This window comes from Schaedlerella arabinosiphila (assembly GCF_003885045.1).
In the GTDB taxonomy this organism is placed as follows: domain Bacteria; phylum Bacillota; class Clostridia; order Lachnospirales; family Lachnospiraceae; genus Schaedlerella; species Schaedlerella arabinosiphila.
In genome coordinates this window covers 2,078,887-2,101,617 of record NZ_RHJS01000002.1, presented here as the reverse complement: position 1 = coordinate 2,101,617, position 22,731 = coordinate 2,078,887, and the positions used below count along the sequence as shown (strand labels likewise).

The following is a 22,731-nucleotide window of genomic DNA, read 5'->3' as shown; positions in this document are numbered from 1 at the left end:
ATATGAAAGGTTTACGCTACCAACTGAAAAGTGTGTTGCATGACAAGTTTTGCCTGATGACCTTTCTTTTACCCATTGTCATTGCGGCAGCTTTGAACTTTGTCGGTGCAATCGACTTTTCTACGCTGGGCGAGTTGCATTTTGGGGTTCTGAAAGGCGATTTGCCGATACAAACCGTTACATGGCTGAAACAATATGGCACGGTGACAGCTTATCCGACGATGGAAGAACTGACGGACGCAGTCAAAGAGCCGTCTACAAATCTAATCGGTGTGGAAACGGATGGAAGCAGCATCAAGACAATTCTTTCCGGCGACGAGTTGGATATATTTCGCCAAACCGCTGACACGCTCCCTGACCTGTACGAACAGCGAAATACCGCAGGACAGACAAAGGTTCACATTTTAGAGCGTCCCGATGTGATGGCTGGATTTCAAGATATGTTCATTGCCGTTACATTGATTGTCGCTATGTTTATGGGATGCACTTTTAACGCAATGAACATGATTTCTGAAAAGGAGGACGGCATTGCGTTTATCAACGAGATTTTGCCGATGACCCACAGCCAATATATCATGCAAAAGCTCTTTGTTGGATTTATCTGCGGGGGCCTGTCCTCCATGATTACGGTCTGTATCTGCTTCCGGCTTTCTCTGCAAAATGCGGCTCTTATGCTGGTGCTTATTGTGCTTTCCGCATTTGTGGCAGCATTGATAGGCTTATTCATTGGCAGAGCTTCCAATGGGCTGATGGTCGGCGTGGTTTATATCAAAATCGTGATGCTGCTGTTTATGGCTGTACCAATCTTGAGCTTTCTTGTAGGAATCAGTCAGCCGCTTCTTTTGGCAGTTTGCTACCTTGTCCCCTCGCAGGCAACATTCGAGGGGATTATGGACTTGTCAACAGGCAGCGGGACAGCAGCGGTAAAAGATATTTTGATTCTCTTAGTTCATTGTATTGGATGGTTTTTGTTGTATATCGGCCTTTCCGTGCACCAGAGGAAAAACACATAAATGTTTTCTTACGTCACCGTCCCATTGGGGGAGATGTTTTTTGTTCTGAGAAGCGCCGCGTGCAGAACAGGCGGGGCTTCTGCCCCGGTTCAATGCATCCCGGGGCGGGTCAGGAGGGACTTTACGTGGGCGATCTCATCCCGTGTGGCTTTGGCCGAGGGGCCGTAATAGTGCTTTTCCCTGGCAGCCTGGTAAAGCCTCTCCTGGGACAGCTCGCACCGGCTGCGTATCTGTTTCAGGCATTGCCTCAATTCCGCGTTTTCTGTCCGGGGTATGATGTCTCCGAACGTTTTCAACTCCCCGTTTACTCCGGCCAGGGCGTCGGAAACCATGGTTTTTTCATTCATTCGCATCACCTCTTTTTTTGTATTTATAAAAACTTCATCAGCTCCTGTCTGTTCTGCATGGCAGAATCTGCGGCGTCCTGGAACAGTTTTTTGATCTCCGGGTCCTCGGCCTGGGACGCATAGTCGGTCATTTTGCTGTAGGCAGTGTCGCAGCCGCCGATCAGATGGTACAGGTTCTGCAGATCCAGTACGGATAATTCGGACATGGGTTCACCCCTCTTTCTTCTTTTTTTGGTCACTCGGCGGACACAGCGCCGCCGTGGGTGGCGCAGAGAATAAAGCTGCCGAACAGCTCCCGCATATCGGAGGAGGTGCGGTACATGCATTCGGGATGCCACTGTACGCCGATGGCGAAGGGATGGGAAGGCAGTTCGATGGCCTCCACGGTCTGGTCGGTGGCGACGGCGGAGACCGTCAGGTTTTTCCCGATCCGGTCTAAAGTCTGGTGGTGATAGCTGTTTACATACACCAGGCTCCCCACATATTTTTTTAACTGGGTTCCGGGCCGGACGTGGATCTTGTGGCTGACCTCGCTTCGCGTGTCGGACTGCTGCATATGGTCCAGATGGGTTCCGGGCTGCAGGGAGATATCCTGGAAAATAGTGCCTCCGCAGGCCACGTTGAATACCTGCATGCCGCGGCAGATGGAGAATACGGGCTTGTTTGTTTTCAGCACCTCCTTCATGAGGCGGATCTGGAACAGATCCAGGGAAATGTTGGTCTGCCCGTTTCCTTTTTTCGGCTCCTGGCCGAACAGCAGCGGTGTGATATCATTTCCGCCGCAGAACAGGAACCCGTCGCAGAGCGCGGCGTATTCCTTCAATACCTGGTCGGACCGGATGAGGGGGAGGATCAGAGGAATGCCCCCGGAATAGCGGATCGACTGGATGTACGCATTGGTCACAAATTGTTTGTTTTCAATAAAGCCGCAGACAACGACTCCGATTTTGGGTTTCATAAGCGCTCCTTTTTGTGATATACTGATTGATGATATTTTTGTATCTTAGCGTATGTATAAATGGGAAAAAATATACATAATCTGGATTAGCCTATAAAGAAGTAAGACAAGTATGAGGAAAAAGACAGGAAATGAAGGGGGATTAAAAAAATGACGAGAAAATTCATTGACATGCACTGTGATACGATCAGCGAACTTCAGAAAAGCGAAGCCGGGGAAAGCCTTTTGGAAAATCATCTGTGCGTACATATGGAAGGCATGGAGAAGGCGGGGACGATGATCCAGTTTTTCGCGTGCTTTGCCAACGGAAAGGACTATGTAGAGGGGCCCCCGGTCTGGAACGCCGGACACCGGCAGATCAGCCCGGAGGCGTGGGATCTGGCATACGGGGCGGTTCTGGATATGATCCGGCGGATTCGCCGGGAGGAGAATGAGAAGCTTCGGGGCATCCGAAGCTATGAGGAGATCCAGGAAAACGTAAGGCTGGGCCGGATCTCGGCCATTGCGACGGTGGAAGAGGGCGGTGTGCTCAACGGCCGGGCGAAACGGCTGGAGGAACTGTACCGGGAGGGAATCCGGCTGATCACCCTGACCTGGAATTATGAGAACTGCCTGGGGTATCCCAACAGCAGGGACAGTGAGATGATGAACCGGGGGCTGAAAGCATTCGGCCTGGAAATGGTAGAGCGGATGAACGCGCTGGGAATGCTTGTGGATGTATCCCACCTGTCAGACGGGGGCTTTTGGGACTGTATCCGGGTTAGCAGGACCCCGGTGGTGGCATCCCACTCCAACGTCCGGGCGCTGTGCAATGTCCCCAGGAATCTGACGGATGATATGCTCAGGGCGCTGGCGGAAAAAGGGGGTGTGGCAGGGCTGAATTTTTATCCTGTATTTCTGAGGGAGGAGATCCAAAATGTGACGGTACAGGACATCGCATGCCATGCGGCCCATATGATCGACGCGGCAGGGGAAGAGCTGCCGGCCATCGGAACGGACTTTGACGGATTCGTGTGCGGCAGTGTGACCGGATACCTCCGGGGCCCAGCGGACATGGAGCAGGTCTGGGAAGCCATGAAAAAGCAGGGGATCACGGAACGGCAGATGGATAAGATCTGGTCGGAAAATGCGCTCAGGGTTCTTAAGGAGGTCTTGTGAAGCAAGGTGAAAGATCCGCGGGCAGACTTTGGGGCGCCTTCCCTGCGGAGGGCGCCCCAATCAGCGGTCTTTGACTCTGTTTCTGAATTGTCCTGTAGAATGAACCTTATTTCTGTGCTTCCTGCATCTTCATTGCGCGGACCTTCAAGGGAAGTCCGAACAGGTTGATGAATCCGTCTGCGTCGTGGTGGTCATATAGATCTCCGGTGGTGAAGCTTGCCAGGGATTCGCTGTATAAGGAGTAGGGGGAGGTCTCGCCTGCCTTGATGATGTTGCCCTTGTACAGCTTGAACTTCACTTCGCCGGTCACATACTGCTGTGTCACATCCACAAATGCCTGGATGGCTTCCCGCAGAGGAGTGAACCATTTTCCTTCATAGACGATCTGTGCGAATTTATTTCCAAGATCCTTTTTCGCCTCGTAGGTGGCGCGGTCAAGCACCAGTTCTTCCAGCTGCTGGTGTGCTTCCATGAGGATGGTTCCGCCGGGAGTCTCATAAACCCCCCGGGACTTCATGCCGACCACACGGTTCTCCACGATATCCACGATTCCGATTCCGTGCTTTCCGCCCAGGGCATTGAGTTCGGTGATGATCTCGGATACCTTCATTTCCTTTCCGTTTAAGCTCTTCGGAACGCCGGCTTCAAAGGTCATGGTCACGTATTCGCCTTCATCCGGCGCTTTTTCCGGAGACACGCCGAGTACCAGCAGGTCGTCATAATTGGGCTCCTGCGCCGGATCCTCCAGCTCCAGACCTTCGTGGCTGATGTGCCACAGGTTGCGGTCGCGGCTGTAGCTGTGCTTTGCGTCAAAGGGAAGGTTGATTCCGTGCTGCTGGCAGTACGCGATCTCATCCTCCCGGGACTGCATGGTCCATACGTCTGTCATACGCCATGGAGCGATGATCTTCAGGTCCGGAGCCAGCGCTTTGATTCCCAGCTCAAAACGGATCTGGTCATTGCCCTTGCCGGTGGCGCCGTGGCAGATGGCGGAGGCGTTTTCCTTCCGGGCGATTTCTACCAGACGTTTTGCAATGACCGGGCGGGCCATAGAGGTTCCCAGCAGGTATTTATTTTCATAGACAGCGCCTGCCTTGACGCAGGGCATGATGTACTCGTCGCAGAATTCGTCGATGATATTCTCAATATACAGCTTGGAAGCGCCGGACAGCTTTGCGCGCTCTTCCAGTCCGTCCAGTTCCTCGCCCTGCCCGCAGTCGATGCAGCAGCAGATGACTTCATAATCGAAGTTTTCCTTTAACCATGGGATGATCGCGGTTGTGTCAAGACCGCCGGAATATGCCAATACAACTTTTTCTTTGCTCATTTTTACAGCCTCCTGATCCTTTTTTATCTTTTTCATGTAATCTCATTTGCATTAACATCCAATACTATACACCAGGAATTATAATTATGCAAGAGAAAATGTAATAAAAATAAAAATATACATAATATGTACAATATTATGTATAAATATACGATTCGCGCAATGAAAATGCATAAAAGTGAGAAGGATGGAAACAGGAAACGAACCATATACAGAATTTTTTCCAAAAGTGAAAATTTACTCCTGATTCTTTTGAACAGCACTGGAAAAAAGGCAGGGCCTGTGGTATGATAGAAACGATATTTTGCAAATGTCCGATACAGGGGTAAAATAACGCTGCTCTATAACCGGTTGGTTTTCAAAAAGGAGAATCAATCGGTTAAATTATAGGCCACAGAAAGGGGTATTTTCGATGGCAGAACCATCTCATAATCAATCAAAAAGAAGGGTATGCGCGGCGCTTCTGGCCCATGTGGACGCAGGCAAGACGACCCTCTCGGAGGGGCTGCTCTACGTCAGCGGGGCGATCCGGAGACTGGGCCGCGTGGATAAAAGGGATGCGTTTCTGGATACCTCCCCGCTGGAGCGGGAGAGAGGGATCACGATCTTCTCCAAACAGGCGGTCTTAGGGCTGGAGGAGATGGAGGCAACCCTTCTGGATACGCCGGGCCATGTGGATTTTTCCGCGGAGATGGAGCGTACCCTCCAGGTGCTGGACGCGGCGATCCTGGTTATCAGCGGGGCGGACGGCGTCCAGGGGCATACACAGACGCTGTGGAAGCTGCTTTCCAGGTACCAGGTCCCGGTATTTGTATTTGTCAACAAAATGGATCAGGAAGGGACAGACGCAGGGAAGCTTCTGGAAGAACTGAAAAAAAGGCTGGATGAAAACTGCGTGGATTTCAGCGCCTGTCCTCAAACCAGAAAGGAAAGCCATGATGAAAAGGCAGCGGGGATAGATGGAGCCGGTGAAGCTTCGGACGGGGACTTGGAAGCCTTTTATGAAAATATCGCCATGTGCGGCGAGACGGTGCTGGACGCGTTTCTGGAACAGGGAACGGTAGCGGATGAAGAGATCAGAAAACTGATCTTAGAAAGAAAATGCTTTCCCTGTTTTTTCGGTTCCGCTTTGAAGCTGACCGGGGTGGAGGAATTTTTAAGGGGATTTGAACGATATGTTCCTGCGCGCTCCTATCCGGACACTTTTGGGGCAAAGGTCTATAAAATATCCAGGGACGACCAGGGAAACCGCCTTACATATCTGAAGGTCACAGGGGGCAGCCTGCGGGTGAAGGATCTTTTGACCAACCGAAGCACTGCCGCGCCGGACAGGCCGAACCAGGAGAAAAAGCCGAAAGAGACAGCGGAAGCGTATCCCGAAGCGGCGGGGCCAGCGGAGGAGACCGGCTTCTGGGAGGAAAAGGTCAACCAGATCCGGATCTATTCCGGCGCGAAGTACGAGGCAGCGGAGGAGGTACAGGCGGGTACCGTCTGCGCCGTGACAGGTCTGACAAAGACCTACCCCGGGGAGGGACTGGGAATTGAGGCGGAGTCCGGCATGCCCATCCTGGAGCCGGTGCTGACCTACCAGATTCAGCTTCCGCCGGGCTGCGACGTCCATGTGATGCTGAAAAACCTCCGGCAGCTGGAGGAAGAGGAGCCCATGCTGCATATTGCATGGAATGAGGCGCTGGGAGAGATCCACGCCCAGCTTATGGGCGAGGTGCAGATCGAGATATTGAAACGCCTGATCCAGGACAGGTTTCATGTTCCCGTAGAATTTGGGTCGGGAAACATTGTATACAAAGAAACAATCGCGGACCGGGTGGAAGGCGTGGGGCATTTTGAACCCCTCCGGCATTATGCGGAGGTTCATCTGCTGCTGGAACCGGGAGAGCCGGGGAGCGGCCTGCAGTTTGCTTCTGCCTGCAGTGAGGACGTGCTGGACCGGAACTGGCAGCGATTGATTCTGACCCACCTGGAAGAACGGGAGCATGCAGGCGTGCTGACGGGCTCGGCCATTACGGACATGCGGATCACCCTGGCGTCCGGGCGCACCCACCAGAAGCACACCGAAGGCGGGGACTTCCGCCAGGCCACGTACCGGGCGGTGCGGCAGGGGCTGAAAAAGGCAAGGAGCATTCTGCTGGAGCCCTGTTACGACTACCGGCTGGAGGTGCCCCAGGATTCGGTGGGACGCGCGCTGTCGGATCTCCAGCGGATGCACGGCACCTTCGGCACGCCGGAACAGGACGGGGAGACGGCGGTCATCGAGGGGATTGCCCCGGTGGTCTGTATGCGGGATTACCAGACCGAGCTGGCCGCCTATACGAAGGGACGGGGAAGGCTTTTCTGCAGCCTGAAGGGCTATCTGCCCTGCCACGATGAGGAGGCGGTAGTGGAGAGAATCGGCTACGATTCGGAACGGGATACGGAGAATCCCACCGGTTCCGTATTTTGCGCCCATGGAGCCGGATTTGTGGTACAATGGGACCAGGTGGAGGAGTATATGCATCTGGAAAGCGTGCTCCAGAAAGAGGAGGGCCCAAAAGGGACTGAGGTGGAGAGGATTCCCAGAGGGCGGCCGGCGCGGGAGCTGACTCTGTCGCCGGAGGAAGAGCGGGAACTGGACCGTTTGGCCGAAGCGTCCAGAAGAAGAGCGGCCCAGGCACAGAAGAAAGTTTCGTATGCCGGGACAGGGAAAAGCCCGGATGCAAAGGAACACGGGAGACATGCATCTGCACATGCGAAAAAGGATTCACCGGGGACGCAGAGCCGGCGGGCAACGCAAAAGAAGCAGGAGAAACAAAAAGAATACCTTCTTGTTGACGGATACAACATCATCTTTGCATGGGAAGATCTTAAGGAGCTGGCCGAAACCAGCATTGACGGGGCAAGGGGGAAGCTGATGGATGTCCTGTCCAATTACCAGGGAGCGAAAAAGTGTACCGTAATCCTGGTGTTCGACGCATACAGGCTGGAGGGATTTCCGGGCGAGGTGCAGAGGTATCATAATATATATGTGGTATATACAAAGGAAGCAGAGACTGCGGACCAGTATATAGAGAAGACGGCCCATGAGATCGGGAGGAAGTACCATGTGACCGTTGCCACTTCAGACGGCACGGAGCAGGTCATTATCCGGGGACAGGGATGCAGCCTGCTCTCCGCAAAGGAGCTGCAGGAGGAGGTGGAGCTGGTGAACCGGGAGCTGCGCAGAGAATACCTGGAGCGGCCGGGACAGGGCAAGAATTATCTCTTCGAATGGCTGGACAAGGAGACGGCAGAACAGATGGAAGAGGTCAGGCTGGGCACAAAAAAACAGGAAAGACGATCCTGAAACCGGAATACGGTTTGGCTTTAAGAGAGGAGGAAACCATGAAGATTTTGGTAGTTGTGGATATGCAGAATGATTTTATTGACGGCGCGCTTGGGACGCCGGAGGCAGTGGAGATCGTGCCCCGGGTGGCCCGGAAGATCCGGGATTTTGACGGACGGGTGATCGCCACCAGGGACACCCATGAAGAGAATTATCTGGATACCCAGGAGGGAAGGAAGCTTCCGGTCAGTCATTGCATCAAGGGGACAAAGGGGTGGGAGATCTGCCCGGAGATCCGGGAGCTGCTCACGGAAGAGCCTATAGACAAGCCTACATTCGGAAGCGTGGAGCTGGGGCAGAGATTAAAAGCAGATCAGGAGTCGGGTGATCCGGTGGAGAGCATTACCCTGGTGGGGCTCTGTACGGATATCTGCGTGATCTCCAATGCACTGCTTTTCAAGGCATATCTGCCGGAGGTGCCGGTCATTGTGGATCAGGCATGCTGCGCCGGGGTGACGCCGGAGAGCCATGCACAGGCCCTTGGTGCCATGAAGATGTGCCAGATCGAGGTTCAATAGGGGCACGGATACTGTCCTGTGGACAGATCTGAGATTATAAAGAACAGGAGAAAACAGATGGAAAATTTTCATTATTACACACCCACGAGAGTGGTATTTGGAAAAGAAACGGAACTTCAGACCGGCCAGCTGGTGAAGGAATGTGGATGCAAAAAGGTGCTGGTGCACTACGGAAGCGGCAGCGTGAAAAAAAGCGGTCTCTTAGATAGGATCTGCGCGGCGCTGGAAGAAGCAGAGGTGGACTTCGTGACGCTTGGCGGGGTGGTGCCCAATCCGAGGCTTTCACTTGTCTATGAGGGAATCCGGCTCTGCAGGGAAGAATCCGTAGATTTTATTCTCGCCGTAGGCGGGGGCAGCGTCATCGACTCCGCAAAGGCCATCGGATACGGGATGGCAAATGAGGGGGACGTGTGGGACTTTTATGCCAAGAAACGTGCGCCCCAGGGGTGCCTGCCGCTGGGCGTGGTTCTGACCATTGCCGCCGCAGGCTCCGAGATGAGCGATTCCTCCGTCATCACAAAGGAGGAGGGCTGGGTGAAGAGGGGCTGCAACAGCAATTACGTGCGGCCCAGGTTTGCGGTCATGAATCCGGAGCTGACCATGACCCTGCCGGCTTATCAGACGGAAAGCGGCTGTGTGGACATCATGATGCATACCATGGAACGCTATCTGAACCAGGCGGACAATATGGAACTGACAGACGGGATCAGCGAATGCCTGATCCGCACAGTGATGAAAAACGCGAAAATACTGCTGGAGAATCCAAAGGATTACGAAGCCAGGGCGGAAGTGATGTGGGCGGGAAGCCTGTCCCACAACGGGCTCACAGGCTGCGGCACGGATGGGGGAGACTGGGCCTCCCACCAGTTGGAGCATGAGCTGGGCGGGATGTACGATGTGGCCCACGGAGCCGGGCTCTCGGCCGTATGGGGAAGCTGGGCAAGATATGTGATGGACGCAAGGCCGGAGCGGTTTGCCAGGTTTGCCGTACAGGTCATGGGGGTGGAAGATACCCGGAATGCGATGGAGACCGCTGAGAAGGGCGTACAGGCCATGGAGGAATTTTACCGCTCCATAGAGATGCCAACCAGCCTGGAAGAGCTTGGGGTACACCCCACGGAAGAAGAGGTGCGTGAGCTGGCCAGGAAATGCAGCTTCGACGGCGGCAGGACCATCGGCTGCGTGAAAAAACTGGATCAGGAGGACATCTTTCGGATTTATATGAACGCGCGATAAGCAGTTTAAAAAATACGGCGGCAATTGGGAGAGAGTATGGACAGAAAAGAAATCTTACGGCAAAAGAAACGAATCGTGATCAAGGTGGGTACTACCACGATCACGTATGAGGAAACGGGAAATATCAATCTGGAGAAGCTGGAAAAATTTGTGCGGATCTTGATCAATCTCAGGAACAAGGGAAAAGAAGTGATCGTGGTCTCCTCCGGCGCGGTGGGAGTCGGCAGGGCGGCTCTCGGGCTCGGCAAACGGCCGGACACGGAGGCGGCCAAGCAGGCATGCGCGGCGGTGGGCCAGGCCAGGCTGATGATGATCTATGAAAAGCTGTTTAACGAATACAGCCAGCTTACGGCGCAGGTTCTGCTGACGAAGGAGTCGGTGACAAACGAAGAGTGCCGCAAAAACGCGAAGCGCACCTTTGACGAGCTGTTCCGCATGAATGTGGTGCCCATCGTCAATGAGAACGACGCCATTTCCGTGGATGAGCTGGCATACGGCAACTTCGGCGACAACGATACGCTGGCGGCCAATGTGGCGGAGATGGTGGGGGCGGATCTGCTGATCCTGATGTCGGATATTGAAGGGCTGTATACCGATGACCCGAAACAGAATCCCCGTGCCCGTTTTATCCATACGGTGGTCAGGATCGACGAGAAGCTGGAGCGCATGGCAAAGGGGGCTTCCAGCGATTTCGGAACCGGAGGTATGTCCACCAAGGTCAACGCGGCCAAGATCGTCACCAGCTCCGGGGCGGATATGGTGATCGCAAGCGGGGATAATATTTACGCCATCAACGACATCATGGCCGGTAAAAAGATCGGAACCCTGTTTTTATCGAAGGAGCATGGAAAAGCCGTGGAAGACGAGCTGTCACCGGAGCGGGCCCAGTTTCGGAGGCAGTCCAAAAAAGCCAGAAAATCAGAGAATCAGAGATCATCCTAAGACGACATACTTTTGTAAAAAGCAAGCATCGGATCAGGAGAAAGGAAGGACGCAAAAAGATGGAAAGCTATATTCAGACACTTGGAATCCGCGCGAAGGATGCCTCAAGGCTGTGCGCGAAGCTGGGTACGGAGGCGAAGAACAGAGGGCTTCTGGCGGTAGCAGGGGAGCTTCGTTCACAGAGCGCGTATTTGTTGGAAGAAAATGAAAAGGATTTAAAGGCAGCAAAGGAAAAAGGGGTGAAGCAGTCTTTGATCGACCGTCTCCGGCTGACTGAACAGCGGATCAGTGACATGGCGGAGGGGCTTACGCAGGTGGCGGCCTTAGAGGACCCCATCGGCGAGGTACTGAGCATGAAAAACCGTCCCAACGGGCTGCGGGTTGGAAAAAAGAGAGTCCCCCTGGGGGTGGTGGGGATCATCTATGAATCCCGCCCCAATGTGACGGCGGATGCCTTCGGGCTCTGCTTCAAAACCGGAAACGCGGTGATCCTGCGGGGCGGAAGCGACGCCATCCACTCCAACCTGGCTGTCACGAAGGTCATAAAAGGGGGCCTGGAAAAGGAAAACCTGCCCCAGGACGCCATCCTCCTGGTGGAGGATACCAGCAGGGCGACGGTGGGTGAGATGATGAAGCTGCACCAGTATATTGACGTCTTAATCCCCAGGGGCGGCGCCGGCCTGATCGCAAATGTGGTGGAGAACAGCACCGTGCCGGTGATCGAGACAGGCACCGGAAACTGCCACATTTTCGTGGATGCCAGCGCGGATATCGGCAGGGCGGCAGAGATCATCGAAAATGCGAAAACCCAGCGCATGGGAGTCTGCAATGCCTGTGAATCCCTGGTCATCCACGCGGCCGCCGCAGAGGAAGCGCTGCCTTTGATCGCGGAACGCCTGAACGCACATCAGGTAGAGATCCGGGGAGATGAAAGGGCCAGGGAGATCCTGCCGGGGATTGTTCCCGCCACAGAAGAGGACTGGGGAACCGAGTATCTGGACGCGGTGATCTCCGTGAAGATCGTAGATTCCCTGGAGGAGGCCATCGCGCATATCAACCGGTACAACACCGGACACTCGGAATCCATCCTTACAAAGGATTATGACAATGCCTTAAAATTCCAGGACGAGGTGGACGCGGCGGCGGTTTACGTCAACGCCTCCACACGGTTTACGGACGGATTTGAGTTCGGATTCGGGGCGGAGATCGGGATCAGCACGCAGAAGCTTCACGCAAGGGGGCCCATGGGGCTGGAAGCGCTCACGTCCACGAAATATATTATCTTTGGAAATGGACAGATCCGAAAGTAAGGGATTTCCCATCATCAGCAAAATCATTTTTCAGTCGAAGTAACAGCAGAAAAGCGCATGGAACCAAAATGGAAGCCATGCGCTTTTTTGCTGCCGCGGCCCCGCGCTTTTTTTAACGCAAAACAGAAAAGCGTATATCTTCGCATATTCTGCACAGAATATAGGAAATGCGCCATAGAAGCGATATTTCACGAGAAAAGGGGAAACGATATGGAGAATGTAAATACGGCGGTAGAGCCGTTCGGCATGAAGGATAAGCTGGGGTATATGTTCGGGGACTTTGGAAATGATTTTACCTTTATCCTGTCCTCCTCCTTTATGCTGAAATTCTACACGGATGTGATGGGGGTGCCGGCCGCAGTGGTGGGGCTTCTGATGATGGCCGCCCGGTTTGTGGACGCGGTGACGGATGTGACGATGGGGCAGATCGTGGACCGGTCCCGGCCCACCAATGACGGGAAGTTCAAGCCATGGATCAAGCGGATGTGCGGACCGGTGGCCATCTCGTCCTTTCTGATCTACCAGTCCGCATTTGCGGATATGTCCTATGGGTTTCGGATCGTATGGATGGCGATCACCTACATCTTGTGGGGATCTATTTTCTACACATCCATCAACATTCCCTACGGTTCCATGGCCTCGGCCATTTCCGCGGATCCGAAGCACCGTGCGGAGCTTTCCACCTGGAGGACCATCGGCGCCACGCTTGCCGGCCTGGTGATCGGCGTAGGGACTCCGGCGGCGGCCTATGTGGTGGTGAACGGCAATACGGTCCTTTCCGGCCCGCGGATGACGATCATTGCGGGGGCGTTCAGCATACTGGCGATTGTCTGTTATCTGCTTTGCTTCCGGCTGGTCAGGGAACGGATTCCGGTGGAGGCCAACAACCAGAAGCTGGAGGTCGGAAAACTGCTGAAAAGCCTGGTCACCAACCGGGCGCTGCTGGGGATCATCGCCGCCGCCGTTTTGCTGCTCCTTGGGATGCTGGGCATGCAGGGAATGGCAGGCTATGTATTTCCCAACTATTACGGCTCCGCCGCCGCCCAGTCCGCATCCGCCATGGCGGGCAGCATTGTGATGCTGGCAGTCTGCGCGCCGCTGGCCTCCAAGCTGTCCGCAAGATTCGGCAAAAAAGAGCTGTCGGTGGTATCCTGTGCCTTCGGGGCGGCCATGTATCTGCTGTGCCTCCTGCTTAAACCTGAGAATCCCTATGTATATGTGGCCTTTTATACACTGGCCTATGTGGGGCTTGGATTTTTTAACACCGTGATCTGGGCCATGATCACGGATGTGATCGACGATGCGGAGATCAAAAACGGGGTACGGGAGGACGGAACCATCTATTCCGTGTATTCCTTTGCAAGAAAGCTGGGACAGGCGTTTTCCTCAGGGATGATCGGAGGGCTTCTGAGCCTGATCGGGTACACCCAGGCAACCGCCTTTGATCCCAGGGTCACGTCAGGGATTTTCAGCCTCTCCTGTATCATTCCGGCCGTGGGCCTGGGGGCGGTGGCCCTTGCACTGCTGTTCATCTACCCGCTGAATAAGGCGAGGGTGGAGGCAAATGTAGCGGAGCTGGCACGGCGGAGAGGGGAAGCCGGAAAGTAGAGGGAGAACAAGTTTTACTTGTAGGATTCCCCGGGAAGTGATATGATGTTTGACGGCAGCAGTTTTTTTTCTGACATGAAAACTGCTGCCGCAAGGAAAACATAAAGAAAGGAAACGACTTTAACGTGACCTATAAAGAAGCAAGGGTATATTTGGACGAAGTGTCGAAATACGGAAGTGTACTTGGCTTGGATGCGGTTCGCGAGCTTCTGCATGAGCTGGGAGACCCTCAGGAGGAACTCCGGTTCATACATATTGCGGGGACGAACGGAAAAGGGTCTGTGCTTGCTTTTATTTCTACGATTCTCAGTGAGGCAGGATTTCGGACCGGGAGATATATTTCACCGACTGTAGTATCCTATCTGGAGCGGATTCAGATAGATGGACAATGGATTCCGGAAGAGGAATTTGCAGAACTGGTTGAAGAAATTCAGAAAGCTATTGTGCGTATGGAGGCAAGAGGGCTGTCCGGCCCTACTGTGTTTGAGATTGAGACCGCAGTAGCTTTTTTGTATTTCAGAAAAAAGCGGTGCCGGTTTGTGGTGCTGGAGACCGGGCTGGGTGGGGAAGAGGACGCCACCAACATTGTCCGGAATACGGCAGTGGCTGTTTTCACATCCATCAGCCGGGACCATATGGGCTTTCTGGGAGATACGGCAGAGGCCATCGCAAAGCATAAGGCAGGCATCATCAAGCCCGGCTGTATCGTGGTATCCGCGCCCCAGCAGCCGGAGGTACAAATGGTTCTGAAAAAGCAGGCCGCGCTGCAGGGCTGTGAGATCTTCTTTGCAAAGCCGGAGGAGGGGGCTGTCACGCAGGAGGGCTACCGGGGGCAGACCCTTTCCCTGGGGGGCCTGAAAAATCTGAACATCCGCATGGCAGGAGCCTGTCAGGCGGTGAACGCGGTGACCGCATGGGAAGCCGTACGGGCAGTGGAGACTGCCGAAGGAATCAAGATCCGGGAGGAGGATCTGCGCAGAGGTTTTGAGAAAACCAGGTGGCCGGGTCGGTTTACCTGTCTCAGGGAAGCCCCGGTATGGATCGTGGACGGGGCCCACAACGCGGACGGGGCCCGGTGGCTTAAAGACTCCATGGAGCGGTATTTTCCCGGTCGGAGACTGCTGTTTATTATGGGGGTATTTCGGGACAAAGAGTATGAAAAGATTGCGGAAATCATGGCTCCGCTGGCAGAGAGGATCTACACGGTGGATCTGCCGGAGGAAGGGCGCACCCTGCCTGCAAAGGAACTGAAAAAAGCGGCGGAGCCTTATTGCAGAGGAAGGGTTCTGGCCATGGAGGACATAGACCGGGCGGTGGAGAAAGCCATGGAAGACGCAGGGGATGAAGATGTGATCCTGGCGTTTGGGTCTCTGTCCTATCTGGGCAGGATTATGGAAATTGTGCAGTGAGGATTGTTCCGAAGGAACTGTGAAGGATTCATTCTTTTACAGATTCTTCCCAAAGTGTCTGTAAGGAGAGAGGAAGGAAGCATGATGGATCAGGAGAAGATAAAACAGGCAGTGCGGCTCTTTTTGGAAGGGATCGGAGAGGACCCCGGGCGGGAAGGGCTGGCAGAAACGCCCGAGAGGATCGCCAGAATGTGTGAGGAGCTCTACGGAGGGCTGGAAGAGACGGCCCAGACCCATCTTCAGAAAACATTTCAGGCTGAGGAGCAGGGGATGGTGCTGGAAAAGGATATTGTATTTTACTCGACCTGCGAACACCACCTGCTGCCCTTTTTCGGGAAGGCGCATATCGCCTATATTCCGAACGGGCGGGTAGTGGGCTTAAGCAAGCTGGCCCGGACTGTGGAGGTCTATGCCAGGAGGCCCCAGATCCAGGAACAGCTGACCGGGCAGATTGCGGATGCGCTGATGCAGGAGCTCCGCCCGAAGGGGGCCATGGTGATGGTTGAGGCGGAGCATATGTGCATGACCATGCGGGGCATCAAAAAGCCCGGCAGCAGGACCGTGACAGCTGCAAAACGAGGCTGTTTTCTGGAGGAGCCGGAGCTGGTACATACATTTTACGCAATGCTTGGGTGCAGCAGGTAAAGGAAAGAGAAAGGGGGCTGCAAAATGCATGTAATTGAGAAAATCTGGAACCATCCGCTGTATGCAAAATACTATCAGAAACTGGCCGAGGCGGAAAAAGAAAGGATCTTCTGCTGCCACCAGATCGGGCATCTGCTGGACGTGGCCCGGATCGCCTACATCCAGAACCTGGAGCAGAAGCTGGGAATCCGCAAAGAGGTGATCTACGGGGCTGCGTTTCTGCATGATATCGGAAAATACCGCCAGTACACAGAAGGGATTCCTCATGAAAAGGCATCCGCAGAGATCGCGGAGGTGATTTTAAACGAAGCTGCAGGGGACGCCTTTTCGGAAGGGGAGAAGGCTTCCATACTCCGGGCCGTCCTGGGACACCGCAGGCTGCGGGAGGGCATGGAGGCGCTGGAGAAGCTGATCTATACAAGCGACAAGCTGTCGCGGAATTGTTTTGCATGCAAAGCACAGGAGGAATGCAGCTGGGATGCCGGCAGGAAAAATTCCAATTTCCATGGTTTGATTTAAAGATGAACCAACCTGACCGTTTTCGATACACAGGGGCGTTCCATCGTATCGGCAGTGAAAAAATACACGATAACCATACCGGAAGGAGAACAGGATGCAGATAGGCGGAAAAACATTTGACACCGGACACAGGACTTATATTATGGGGATACTCAATGTGACCCCAGACTCTTTTTCAGACGGAGGGCGTTTTCAGGATCTGGACGATGCGCTGCGGCACGGGGAGGAAATGCTTCAAGACGGGGCGGATCTTCTGGATGTGGGAGGGGAATCCACACGGCCGGGACATGTGCGCATCACAGAGGAGGAAGAGATCCGGCGTGTGGTTCCTGTGATCCGTAGGCTGAAACAGGAATTTGACGTGCCGGTCTCTGTAGATACCTACAAAAGCCAGGTGGCCCGCGCCGCCCTGGAAGCGGGGGCGGATCTGGTCAACGATGTCTGGGGGCTCAAATATGACCCGGATATGGGCCGGTTAATCGCAGAATACGGCGTACCCTGCTGCCTGATGCACAACCGGGAGAAGGCAGAGTACAGGGCGTTTCTTCCGGAGGTTCTTGAGGATCTGCAGGAATCTGTGAATCTGGCGAAGGCAGCAGGCATCCGGGAGGAGCAGATCATCCTGGACCCGGGCATTGGTTTTGGAAAAACCTATGAAATGAATTTGGAAATGCTGAAAAACCTGGGGGAATTGAATCGACTGGGGTATCCCCTGCTTTTGGGAACTTCAAGAAAGTCGGTCATCGGACTGACTCTGGATCTCCCTGCAGATGAGAGGGAAGAGGGAACTCTGGTGACAACGGTGATGGGCGTGCAAAGCGGCTGTTCGTTTGTCAGGGTTCATGATGTGAAGGCAAATGCCCGGGCGGTAAAAATGACCGAAGCGATCCTGCGGGTACATGACCTGTAAAACAGAGGGAGTCAGGAAAGGATTTGGGGGAGGGAGAGGAAAGATGGACAAAATAAAAATCGAAAATCTGGAAGTATTTGCAAGGCACGGCGTGTTTCCGGAGGAAAATAAACTGGGACAGAAGTTTCTGGTGTCTGCGGTTTTGTATACGGATACCCGAAGGGCGGGGAAAACGGATGCGTTGAGCGCGTCCACGGATTACGGGGAGGTCTGCCGGTTCATAGATATGTTCATGAGAGAGCATACATTCTCGCTGATCGAACGTGCGGCGGAATGCCTGGCGGAAGAACTGCTGATTCACATTCCAGGCCTGGAAAAGGTGCGGCTGGAGGTGAAAAAGCCCTGGGCGCCCATTGGCCTTCCGTTGGAAACGGTTTCCGTGGAAATCCTGCGGCAGTGGCACAGGGCATATATCGCCCTGGGCTCCAATATGGGAGACAGGAAGGCGTATCTGGATCAGGCGGTGAAGGCTCTGGATTCCCTTCCGCTGTTTCCGGCCAAAGGGGGGGAGAACAATGGAGAGGAAGGGGACAGATCCTCTTGTACGGGGGCGGTGGAACAGGTCTCCAAGTATTATGAGACTGCCCCCTACGGTATGACGGAGCAGGAGGATTTCCTGAATGCCTGTCTCAGTCTCCGCACGCTGCTGACGCCTGAGGAGCTTTTGGAGGAACTCCACAGGATCGAGCAGGAGGCGGGGAGAGAGCGGATCATACACTGGGGGCCGCGCACATTGGATCTGGACCTTATTTTTTACGATGACCTGATTCTGGAATCCGACGAGCTGTGCATTCCACATGTGGAGATGCACAAGCGGCGGTTTGTACTGGAGCCTCTCTGCGAAATCGCCCCTTATCGGCGGCATCCGGTTTACGGAAAGACTGTACAGGAAATGCTGGAGGAATGCACGTGATTCTGGTAGCTCAAAAGAACTTTTGCGTTAAATTCAGTCCATATATGGAATATAATGTTATGGTTTTATAACATTTTGGTTGACAAAGAGCGATCTGGTGATACAATGAAATTACAGAGGGCGGTAAAAATGATATGTAAATTGGTTACAGGAAGAATGGAGGGAATCCAATGAATGCATTATTAGGAAGCCGCATCAAGGCATTGAGACATGCAAAGCATCTCACACAGGAGCAGATGGCTGAACAGATCGGAGTCAGCAGGCAGAAGTATGCCCGCATTGAGAAAGGAACGAATCAAATTACGCTTGAGCTGCTTTCCCGGATTGCAGCGGTTTTGGATGCAGCAGTTGGAGATATCACAAGGGTTTTGGATGAACCTCCGGCCGTTGCCTATCGAGGGGGCTCTGAAAATTCGTCTTCACAAAAAATATTCGATATGCTGGACCTGTTTTATGCAAACAAGCATCTCTATATGAAACTGCAGCATGATACGGAGATATAGAAGGAGCTGTTATGCAAAATCATAGAAAAAGGGAAATACGGATCAAAGCAGAGTCTTTTCGTGAAAAATGTAAAGTCAGCCGTTATGGAATTATCAATTTATTCAGAGAATGCGACCGATTCGGCTGCAAATTGCTGAGATATCCCCTCGGCAGGGAGGCCGATCTTGGTTTTGTCCTGAAAAGAGAAGCGGATACGATTATTTTTACCAATACATGCAGCCGCTTATCGAGAGAGATTTTCACACTGGCACACGAGATTGGGCATGCCATTCTCCATCTGGAAAGTACGGTGTCATGTATAGATGATGCATTTACGATATCGGGAAAAAGTACGGATAAAATCGAACAGGAGGCCAATTATTTTGCGGCATGTTTATTGATGCCAGGAGATGAAGTAGACAAATTCCTGGATCTGGAAGTGGAAAAATTCAGGAAAAACAGATTGTCCGCAATGGACATAGCAAGGATGATGTCTGAGTTCCATGTAAGCTTTGATATGGCATTGAATCGTCTGGAGAACCTGGGGAAGATCGGCTGTGATGAAAGAGTCAGGCTGGATAATGAGCGAAATCAGTCACGTGTGGGGAATCTCCTGCGGTGTGTCGGAGGAAATGGACGTTTAAATGAGATCACCAGGGAAATTGAGATTCCATATGAGTATATAGATTATGTGATCTATAATTATAACCACAATGCCATCCCAAGAGAGACGCTTGAAAAGGCTTTGGACTGCTGCCATCTGACAATGGAAGATATCAGTGACAAACTGGTTTGCCGCAGGCAGAAAGATGACGACCTTGATGAACTGATAGGAGGACTGGAAGATTGAAAGCCTCGTTGGATACGAATGTGATGATTCATCTCTACCGTGCCGGCCGCCAGCAGATATTGTTTGATTTTTTTGAAGAGGGTGTATTTATTTATGAACAGATTCGAAGCGTAGAAAGTCAATCGGTACTCAAAATGTTTCAAAACAATGTGGATGAAAATCGGCTGTTGTACGGAACTGGTGATCTGGGAGAGGTATATGCAATTTCCCTTGCGCAGACAATCGGTGCCTATTCCCTTGTCACAGATGATATCAAACCAGGCGGGCCCTATATGTCTTTATTGCAGCTCGAGTATGAGGTGATGCCTTTTACATTTGCGGAGTTATTGATTTTGCGGTATTTATTGGGGGAGGCGGATGAACTTCAAACAGTAGATGATTTTAACGCTGTGAACCTTGCGTCAGATTTGAACTGGTCGTTGAAAAGCCAGGTTATCAAGTTTATCAAACGGTTCTGGAAGGAACCGTACAAGGAGGAGGACAGGCAGTGGATGCAGAAGCTGTCAGCGGATCACAATATCAAGGCAAAGAGCAGATTCGCTTCCCTGCGCAGATGTCTGTAAGATATATAAAAAAACCTGCCGCCGGCAGGTTTTTTTATATACCGTCATATGCGGAAAGCTTGTCCGCAGCAGGTGTTCAAGGCTGCAAAAGCACTACAGCAGATTCTCAAATGTATCATAAAATCCCGGAAAGGACACGTCCACGCAATGGCTGTCCAGGATCTTGGTATGCCCTTCTGCCGTCAGGGCCGCAATGCTGAATGCCATGGCGATCCGGTGGTCTAAAAGGGTGTGGATGGCCGCCCCGTGTAACGGTCTGCCGCCCCGGATCACCATACCGTCTGCGGTGGGGATGGCGTCGCATCCCATAGCTTTCAGGTTGTCGGTGACCGTCTCGATGCGGTCCGACTCTTTGACCTTTAACTCCTCCGCATCCCGGATGAAGGTGGTTCCCTCGGCAAGGGCAGCCATGACCGCAATGATGGGGATCTCGTCGATCAAAGTAGGGATGATCTCTCCTTTGATCGTGATTCCGTGCAGCCGACTTGTACGCACCAGGATGTCGGCAACCGGTTCGCCCCCTTCCTTCCGCTGATTCAGAAGCGAGATATCAGCCCCCATCTCCTCGCACACATTCAGAATGCCGGCCCGGGTCGGGTTGATGCCGATGTTTCGGATCAGGATCTCAGAATCCGGAACGAGAAGCCCAGCGGCAATGAAATAAGCGGCCGAAGAAATATCCCCGGGCACGGTGATTTTCTGCCCATACAGTTCATCACAGGGCCGGATCAGAGCGGTAGCCTTTGTGCTGCCGTCCAGGGCATGGATCAAGCGCAGGTCTGCGCCAAATTCCTGCAGCATCAGTTCCGTATGGTTACGGGACAGGCTTGGCTCTGTCACGGAGGTTTCCCCGTCCGCGTACAGTCCGGCAAGCAGGATGCAGGATTTGACCTGCGCGGAGGCCACCGGAGAATCGTAGTGGATTCCGTGAAGCCGGGCAGGGGTGATGAAGAGCGGCGCGCAGTCGTTGCGCAGGATACTGGAGATATTGGCCCCCATCTGCCGCAGAGGGTCCATGATCCGCTTCATCGGACGGGAGTTCAGGGATTCATCCCCCGACAGCTTGGAATCAAAAGGCTGTCCGGCCAGAATCCCGGAGATCAGCCGCGTGGTGGTGCCGCTGTTCCCCACATCCAGAAGATTTGCCGGCGCACTTAAGCCGTGCAGTCCCTTCCCGTGTATGAGGATAGAGGTCTCTTTGTTCTCAATCTCGATTCCCAGCCTGCGGAAACAGTCGATGGTGGCCAGGCAGTCCGCCCCCTGGAGAAAATTGTGTACCTCGGTGGTGCCTTTCGCGATGGAACCGAACATGATGCTTCGGTGGGAGATGGATTTGTCTCCGGGTACCGTGACTTCTCCTTTTAAACCGGTGATATTCGTTAATTCCATAATGCATTGATCCTTTCTGTATTGATCTTCTAAATTCACACCTCATATACGATGTATCGGTGTTTTTTCAGCAGCGTGGTTGCCTTGGCAGAGGCATCCTCATCATAAAATTCAATCCGCAGCACCCCTTCTTCAAATTCCCGGTTGTGGATGATGCCGATATTCTTGATATTGACCATGTTGCTGGCCAGGATGGTGGCGATGGTGGCGATTCCCCCGGCCTCGTCGATGATGTCGCAGTATACGGCAAACTGCTTCTTGATCGGCCCGAAGGAACACTCAGGCATGGAATTGCGGTAATCCCGGGAAGTCTCGAACATGGAATAGAGCGCCTGCTCCGCCCCCTGGTCCACCGCCTCTTTCGCCTCTGTCAAAGTCCGGATAAATTCCCCCAATATTTGGGAAATATGTTCTCTGTTTTTCAGGCAGATCTGCTGCCACATGACGGGAGACGAGGAAGCGATGCGGGTAATATCCTTGAAGCCGCCAGCTGCCAGCATCTTCATCAGCTCTTCAGGGGTGTCGTGCTCCCGGACAAAATTCACCAGGCTTGCCGCCAGGATGTGGGGCAGATGACTGATGGCTCCGGTCACATAATCATGCCGGCGGTAGTCCAGAACGATGGGCAGCGCTTTCAAGGACTCTGCGAAAGCGCGGTAAGCCTGCACCTTTTCCTCGGACACCTTTGCGGAAGGGGTCAGGATATAGTAGGCATTCTCGATCAGATGAGGCTTTGCGTTGACAAATCCGTTTTTTTCCGACCCGGCCATGGGATGCCCCCCGATGAAATGGTCTTCCAGCCCCAGAAGGGCCGCCTTCTCATGGATGGAGGTCTTGACGCTTCCCACGTCCGTCAGGATGCAGTCCGGGCCAAGGACGTTTTTCACCTGGCTTAGATAGGCTGTGTTACAGGAGACCGGAGCGCACAGGAAGATATAATCGCAGTCCCGGAAATTGTCGTCAATGGAGGAGCAGGAGGTGTGGATGATCCCCTCCTGTACGGCCAGGGCCAGTGTTTCTTTATTTTTATCAAATGCGAGGATCTCACAGTCGGGATGATACTGGCGGATGGCTTTAGCAATGGAGCCGCCGATCAGGCCCAGGCCGATGAAACCTGTTTTCTTTACGTGCATGTTTTATCCTCTCTTTATATTTTTTTGAAATGAAAAACCACAAATATTTTAGCATTTTAAATCGTAAAAGTAAAGGGAGAGTTGCGCCGAATTGAGGGGAGCGGGGGGAGGACGCTCCGTC

22 protein-coding genes are annotated in these 22,731 nt (G+C 53.3%); 16 read left to right on the top strand and 6 right to left on the bottom strand.

Going from position 1 to position 22,731, the window contains the following annotated elements; translation table 11 throughout:
* Positions 1-2 precede the first annotated feature (2 nt).
* Positions 3-1,013 carry an ABC transporter permease gene (locus tag EBB54_RS10375; RefSeq protein WP_125127372.1) on the top strand — a complete coding sequence of 337 codons (1,011 nt, stop codon included), beginning with the start codon at positions 3-5 and terminating at the stop codon, positions 1,011-1,013.
* Between the two features lie 89 nt (positions 1,014-1,102).
* Here EBB54_RS10375 and EBB54_RS10370 read toward each other — a convergent pair whose 3' ends face one another.
* Genes EBB54_RS10370 through EBB54_RS10360 form a run of 3 tightly spaced genes read right to left on the bottom strand, consistent with a single transcriptional unit; the run spans position 1,103 to position 2,318 of the window.
* Positions 1,103-1,360: a spore coat protein gene (locus EBB54_RS10370; protein WP_004078304.1), complete on the bottom strand. Its 258-nt coding sequence runs from the start codon at positions 1,358-1,360 to the stop codon at positions 1,103-1,105.
* Between the two features lie 23 nt (positions 1,361-1,383).
* A complete protein-coding gene (locus EBB54_RS10365; RefSeq protein WP_004078305.1) occupies positions 1,384-1,566 on the bottom strand; it encodes a hypothetical protein in 183 nt (60 codons plus the stop codon).
* Positions 1,567-1,595: 29 nt separating this feature from the next.
* A complete protein-coding gene (locus tag EBB54_RS10360; RefSeq protein ID WP_125127371.1) occupies positions 1,596-2,318 on the bottom strand; it encodes a gamma-glutamyl-gamma-aminobutyrate hydrolase family protein in 723 nt (240 codons plus the stop codon).
* Positions 2,319-2,468: 150 nt separating this feature from the next.
* Here EBB54_RS10360 and EBB54_RS10355 point away from each other — a divergent pair, with 150 nt between their 5' ends.
* Positions 2,469-3,476, top strand: coding sequence for a dipeptidase (locus tag EBB54_RS10355; RefSeq protein ID WP_125127370.1), 1,008 nt, complete (start codon positions 2,469-2,471; stop codon positions 3,474-3,476).
* Positions 3,477-3,582: 106 nt separating this feature from the next.
* On the opposite strand, the gene EBB54_RS10350 is transcribed toward EBB54_RS10355, so the two are convergent.
* Complete coding sequence (locus EBB54_RS10350; protein ID WP_004078311.1) at positions 3,583-4,803, bottom strand: argininosuccinate synthase; 1,221 nt, start codon at positions 4,801-4,803, stop codon at positions 3,583-3,585.
* A 412-nt stretch (positions 4,804-5,215) separates the two neighbouring features.
* On the opposite strand from EBB54_RS10350, the gene EBB54_RS10345 reads away from it, so the two are divergent.
* From EBB54_RS10345 to EBB54_RS10280, 14 genes are all read left to right on the top strand, one after another.
* Positions 5,216-8,143, top strand: a complete 2,928-nt coding sequence (locus EBB54_RS10345) for a translation factor GTPase family protein (RefSeq protein ID WP_125127369.1) — start codon at positions 5,216-5,218, stop codon at positions 8,141-8,143.
* A gap of 38 nt (positions 8,144-8,181) precedes the next feature.
* Complete coding sequence (locus EBB54_RS10340; protein WP_004078314.1) at positions 8,182-8,700, top strand: cysteine hydrolase family protein; 519 nt, start codon at positions 8,182-8,184, stop codon at positions 8,698-8,700.
* Positions 8,701-8,757: 57 nt separating this feature from the next.
* On the top strand, positions 8,758-9,936 hold the full coding sequence (locus tag EBB54_RS10335; protein ID WP_125127368.1) for an iron-containing alcohol dehydrogenase: 1,179 nt from the start codon (positions 8,758-8,760) through the stop codon (positions 9,934-9,936).
* A 36-nt stretch (positions 9,937-9,972) separates the two neighbouring features.
* Complete coding sequence (proB, locus tag EBB54_RS10330) at positions 9,973-10,878, top strand: glutamate 5-kinase (protein WP_125127367.1); 906 nt, start codon at positions 9,973-9,975, stop codon at positions 10,876-10,878.
* Positions 10,879-10,937: 59 nt separating this feature from the next.
* Complete coding sequence (locus tag EBB54_RS10325; RefSeq protein ID WP_004078320.1) at positions 10,938-12,188, top strand: glutamate-5-semialdehyde dehydrogenase; 1,251 nt, start codon at positions 10,938-10,940, stop codon at positions 12,186-12,188.
* Positions 12,189-12,398: 210 nt separating this feature from the next.
* Positions 12,399-13,796 carry an MFS transporter gene (locus tag EBB54_RS10320; RefSeq protein WP_044990587.1) on the top strand — a complete coding sequence of 466 codons (1,398 nt, stop codon included), beginning with the start codon at positions 12,399-12,401 and terminating at the stop codon, positions 13,794-13,796.
* Positions 13,797-13,921: 125 nt separating this feature from the next.
* Positions 13,922-15,205, top strand: coding sequence for a bifunctional folylpolyglutamate synthase/dihydrofolate synthase (locus EBB54_RS10315; RefSeq protein ID WP_125127366.1), 1,284 nt, complete (start codon positions 13,922-13,924; stop codon positions 15,203-15,205).
* A gap of 81 nt (positions 15,206-15,286) precedes the next feature.
* A complete protein-coding gene (folE, locus tag EBB54_RS10310) occupies positions 15,287-15,850 on the top strand; it encodes a GTP cyclohydrolase I FolE (RefSeq protein WP_004078326.1) in 564 nt (187 codons plus the stop codon).
* A 24-nt stretch (positions 15,851-15,874) separates the two neighbouring features.
* Positions 15,875-16,369 carry an HD domain-containing protein gene (locus EBB54_RS10305; RefSeq protein ID WP_125127365.1) on the top strand — a complete coding sequence of 165 codons (495 nt, stop codon included), beginning with the start codon at positions 15,875-15,877 and terminating at the stop codon, positions 16,367-16,369.
* Positions 16,370-16,463: 94 nt separating this feature from the next.
* Positions 16,464-17,279: a dihydropteroate synthase gene (folP, locus tag EBB54_RS10300; protein ID WP_125127364.1), complete on the top strand. Its 816-nt coding sequence runs from the start codon at positions 16,464-16,466 to the stop codon at positions 17,277-17,279.
* 43 nt (positions 17,280-17,322) lie between these two features.
* The gene (folK, locus tag EBB54_RS10295; RefSeq protein ID WP_004078332.1) at positions 17,323-18,192 is read left to right on the top strand and encodes a 2-amino-4-hydroxy-6-hydroxymethyldihydropteridine diphosphokinase; all 870 of its coding nucleotides are present in this window, start codon (positions 17,323-17,325) and stop codon (positions 18,190-18,192) included.
* Positions 18,193-18,362: 170 nt separating this feature from the next.
* Positions 18,363-18,695, top strand: a complete 333-nt coding sequence (locus EBB54_RS10290; RefSeq protein ID WP_004078335.1) for a helix-turn-helix transcriptional regulator — start codon at positions 18,363-18,365, stop codon at positions 18,693-18,695.
* Positions 18,696-18,706: 11 nt separating this feature from the next.
* The gene (locus EBB54_RS10285; protein WP_004078336.1) at positions 18,707-19,525 is read left to right on the top strand and encodes an ImmA/IrrE family metallo-endopeptidase; all 819 of its coding nucleotides are present in this window, start codon (positions 18,707-18,709) and stop codon (positions 19,523-19,525) included.
* Positions 19,522-20,088, top strand: coding sequence for a PIN domain-containing protein (locus EBB54_RS10280; protein WP_125127363.1), 567 nt, complete (start codon positions 19,522-19,524; stop codon positions 20,086-20,088). Before EBB54_RS10285 ends, EBB54_RS10280 begins: the two co-directional genes overlap by 4 nt.
* A 93-nt stretch (positions 20,089-20,181) precedes the next feature.
* Here the strand turns inward: EBB54_RS10280 and aroA are convergent, their stop codons facing one another.
* The gene (gene aroA, locus EBB54_RS10275; protein ID WP_004078339.1) at positions 20,182-21,477 is read right to left on the bottom strand and encodes a 3-phosphoshikimate 1-carboxyvinyltransferase; all 1,296 of its coding nucleotides are present in this window, start codon (positions 21,475-21,477) and stop codon (positions 20,182-20,184) included.
* 35 nt (positions 21,478-21,512) lie between these two features.
* Positions 21,513-22,610 carry a prephenate dehydrogenase gene (locus EBB54_RS10270; RefSeq protein WP_125127362.1) on the bottom strand — a complete coding sequence of 366 codons (1,098 nt, stop codon included), beginning with the start codon at positions 22,608-22,610 and terminating at the stop codon, positions 21,513-21,515.
* Positions 22,611-22,731 lie beyond the last annotated feature (121 nt).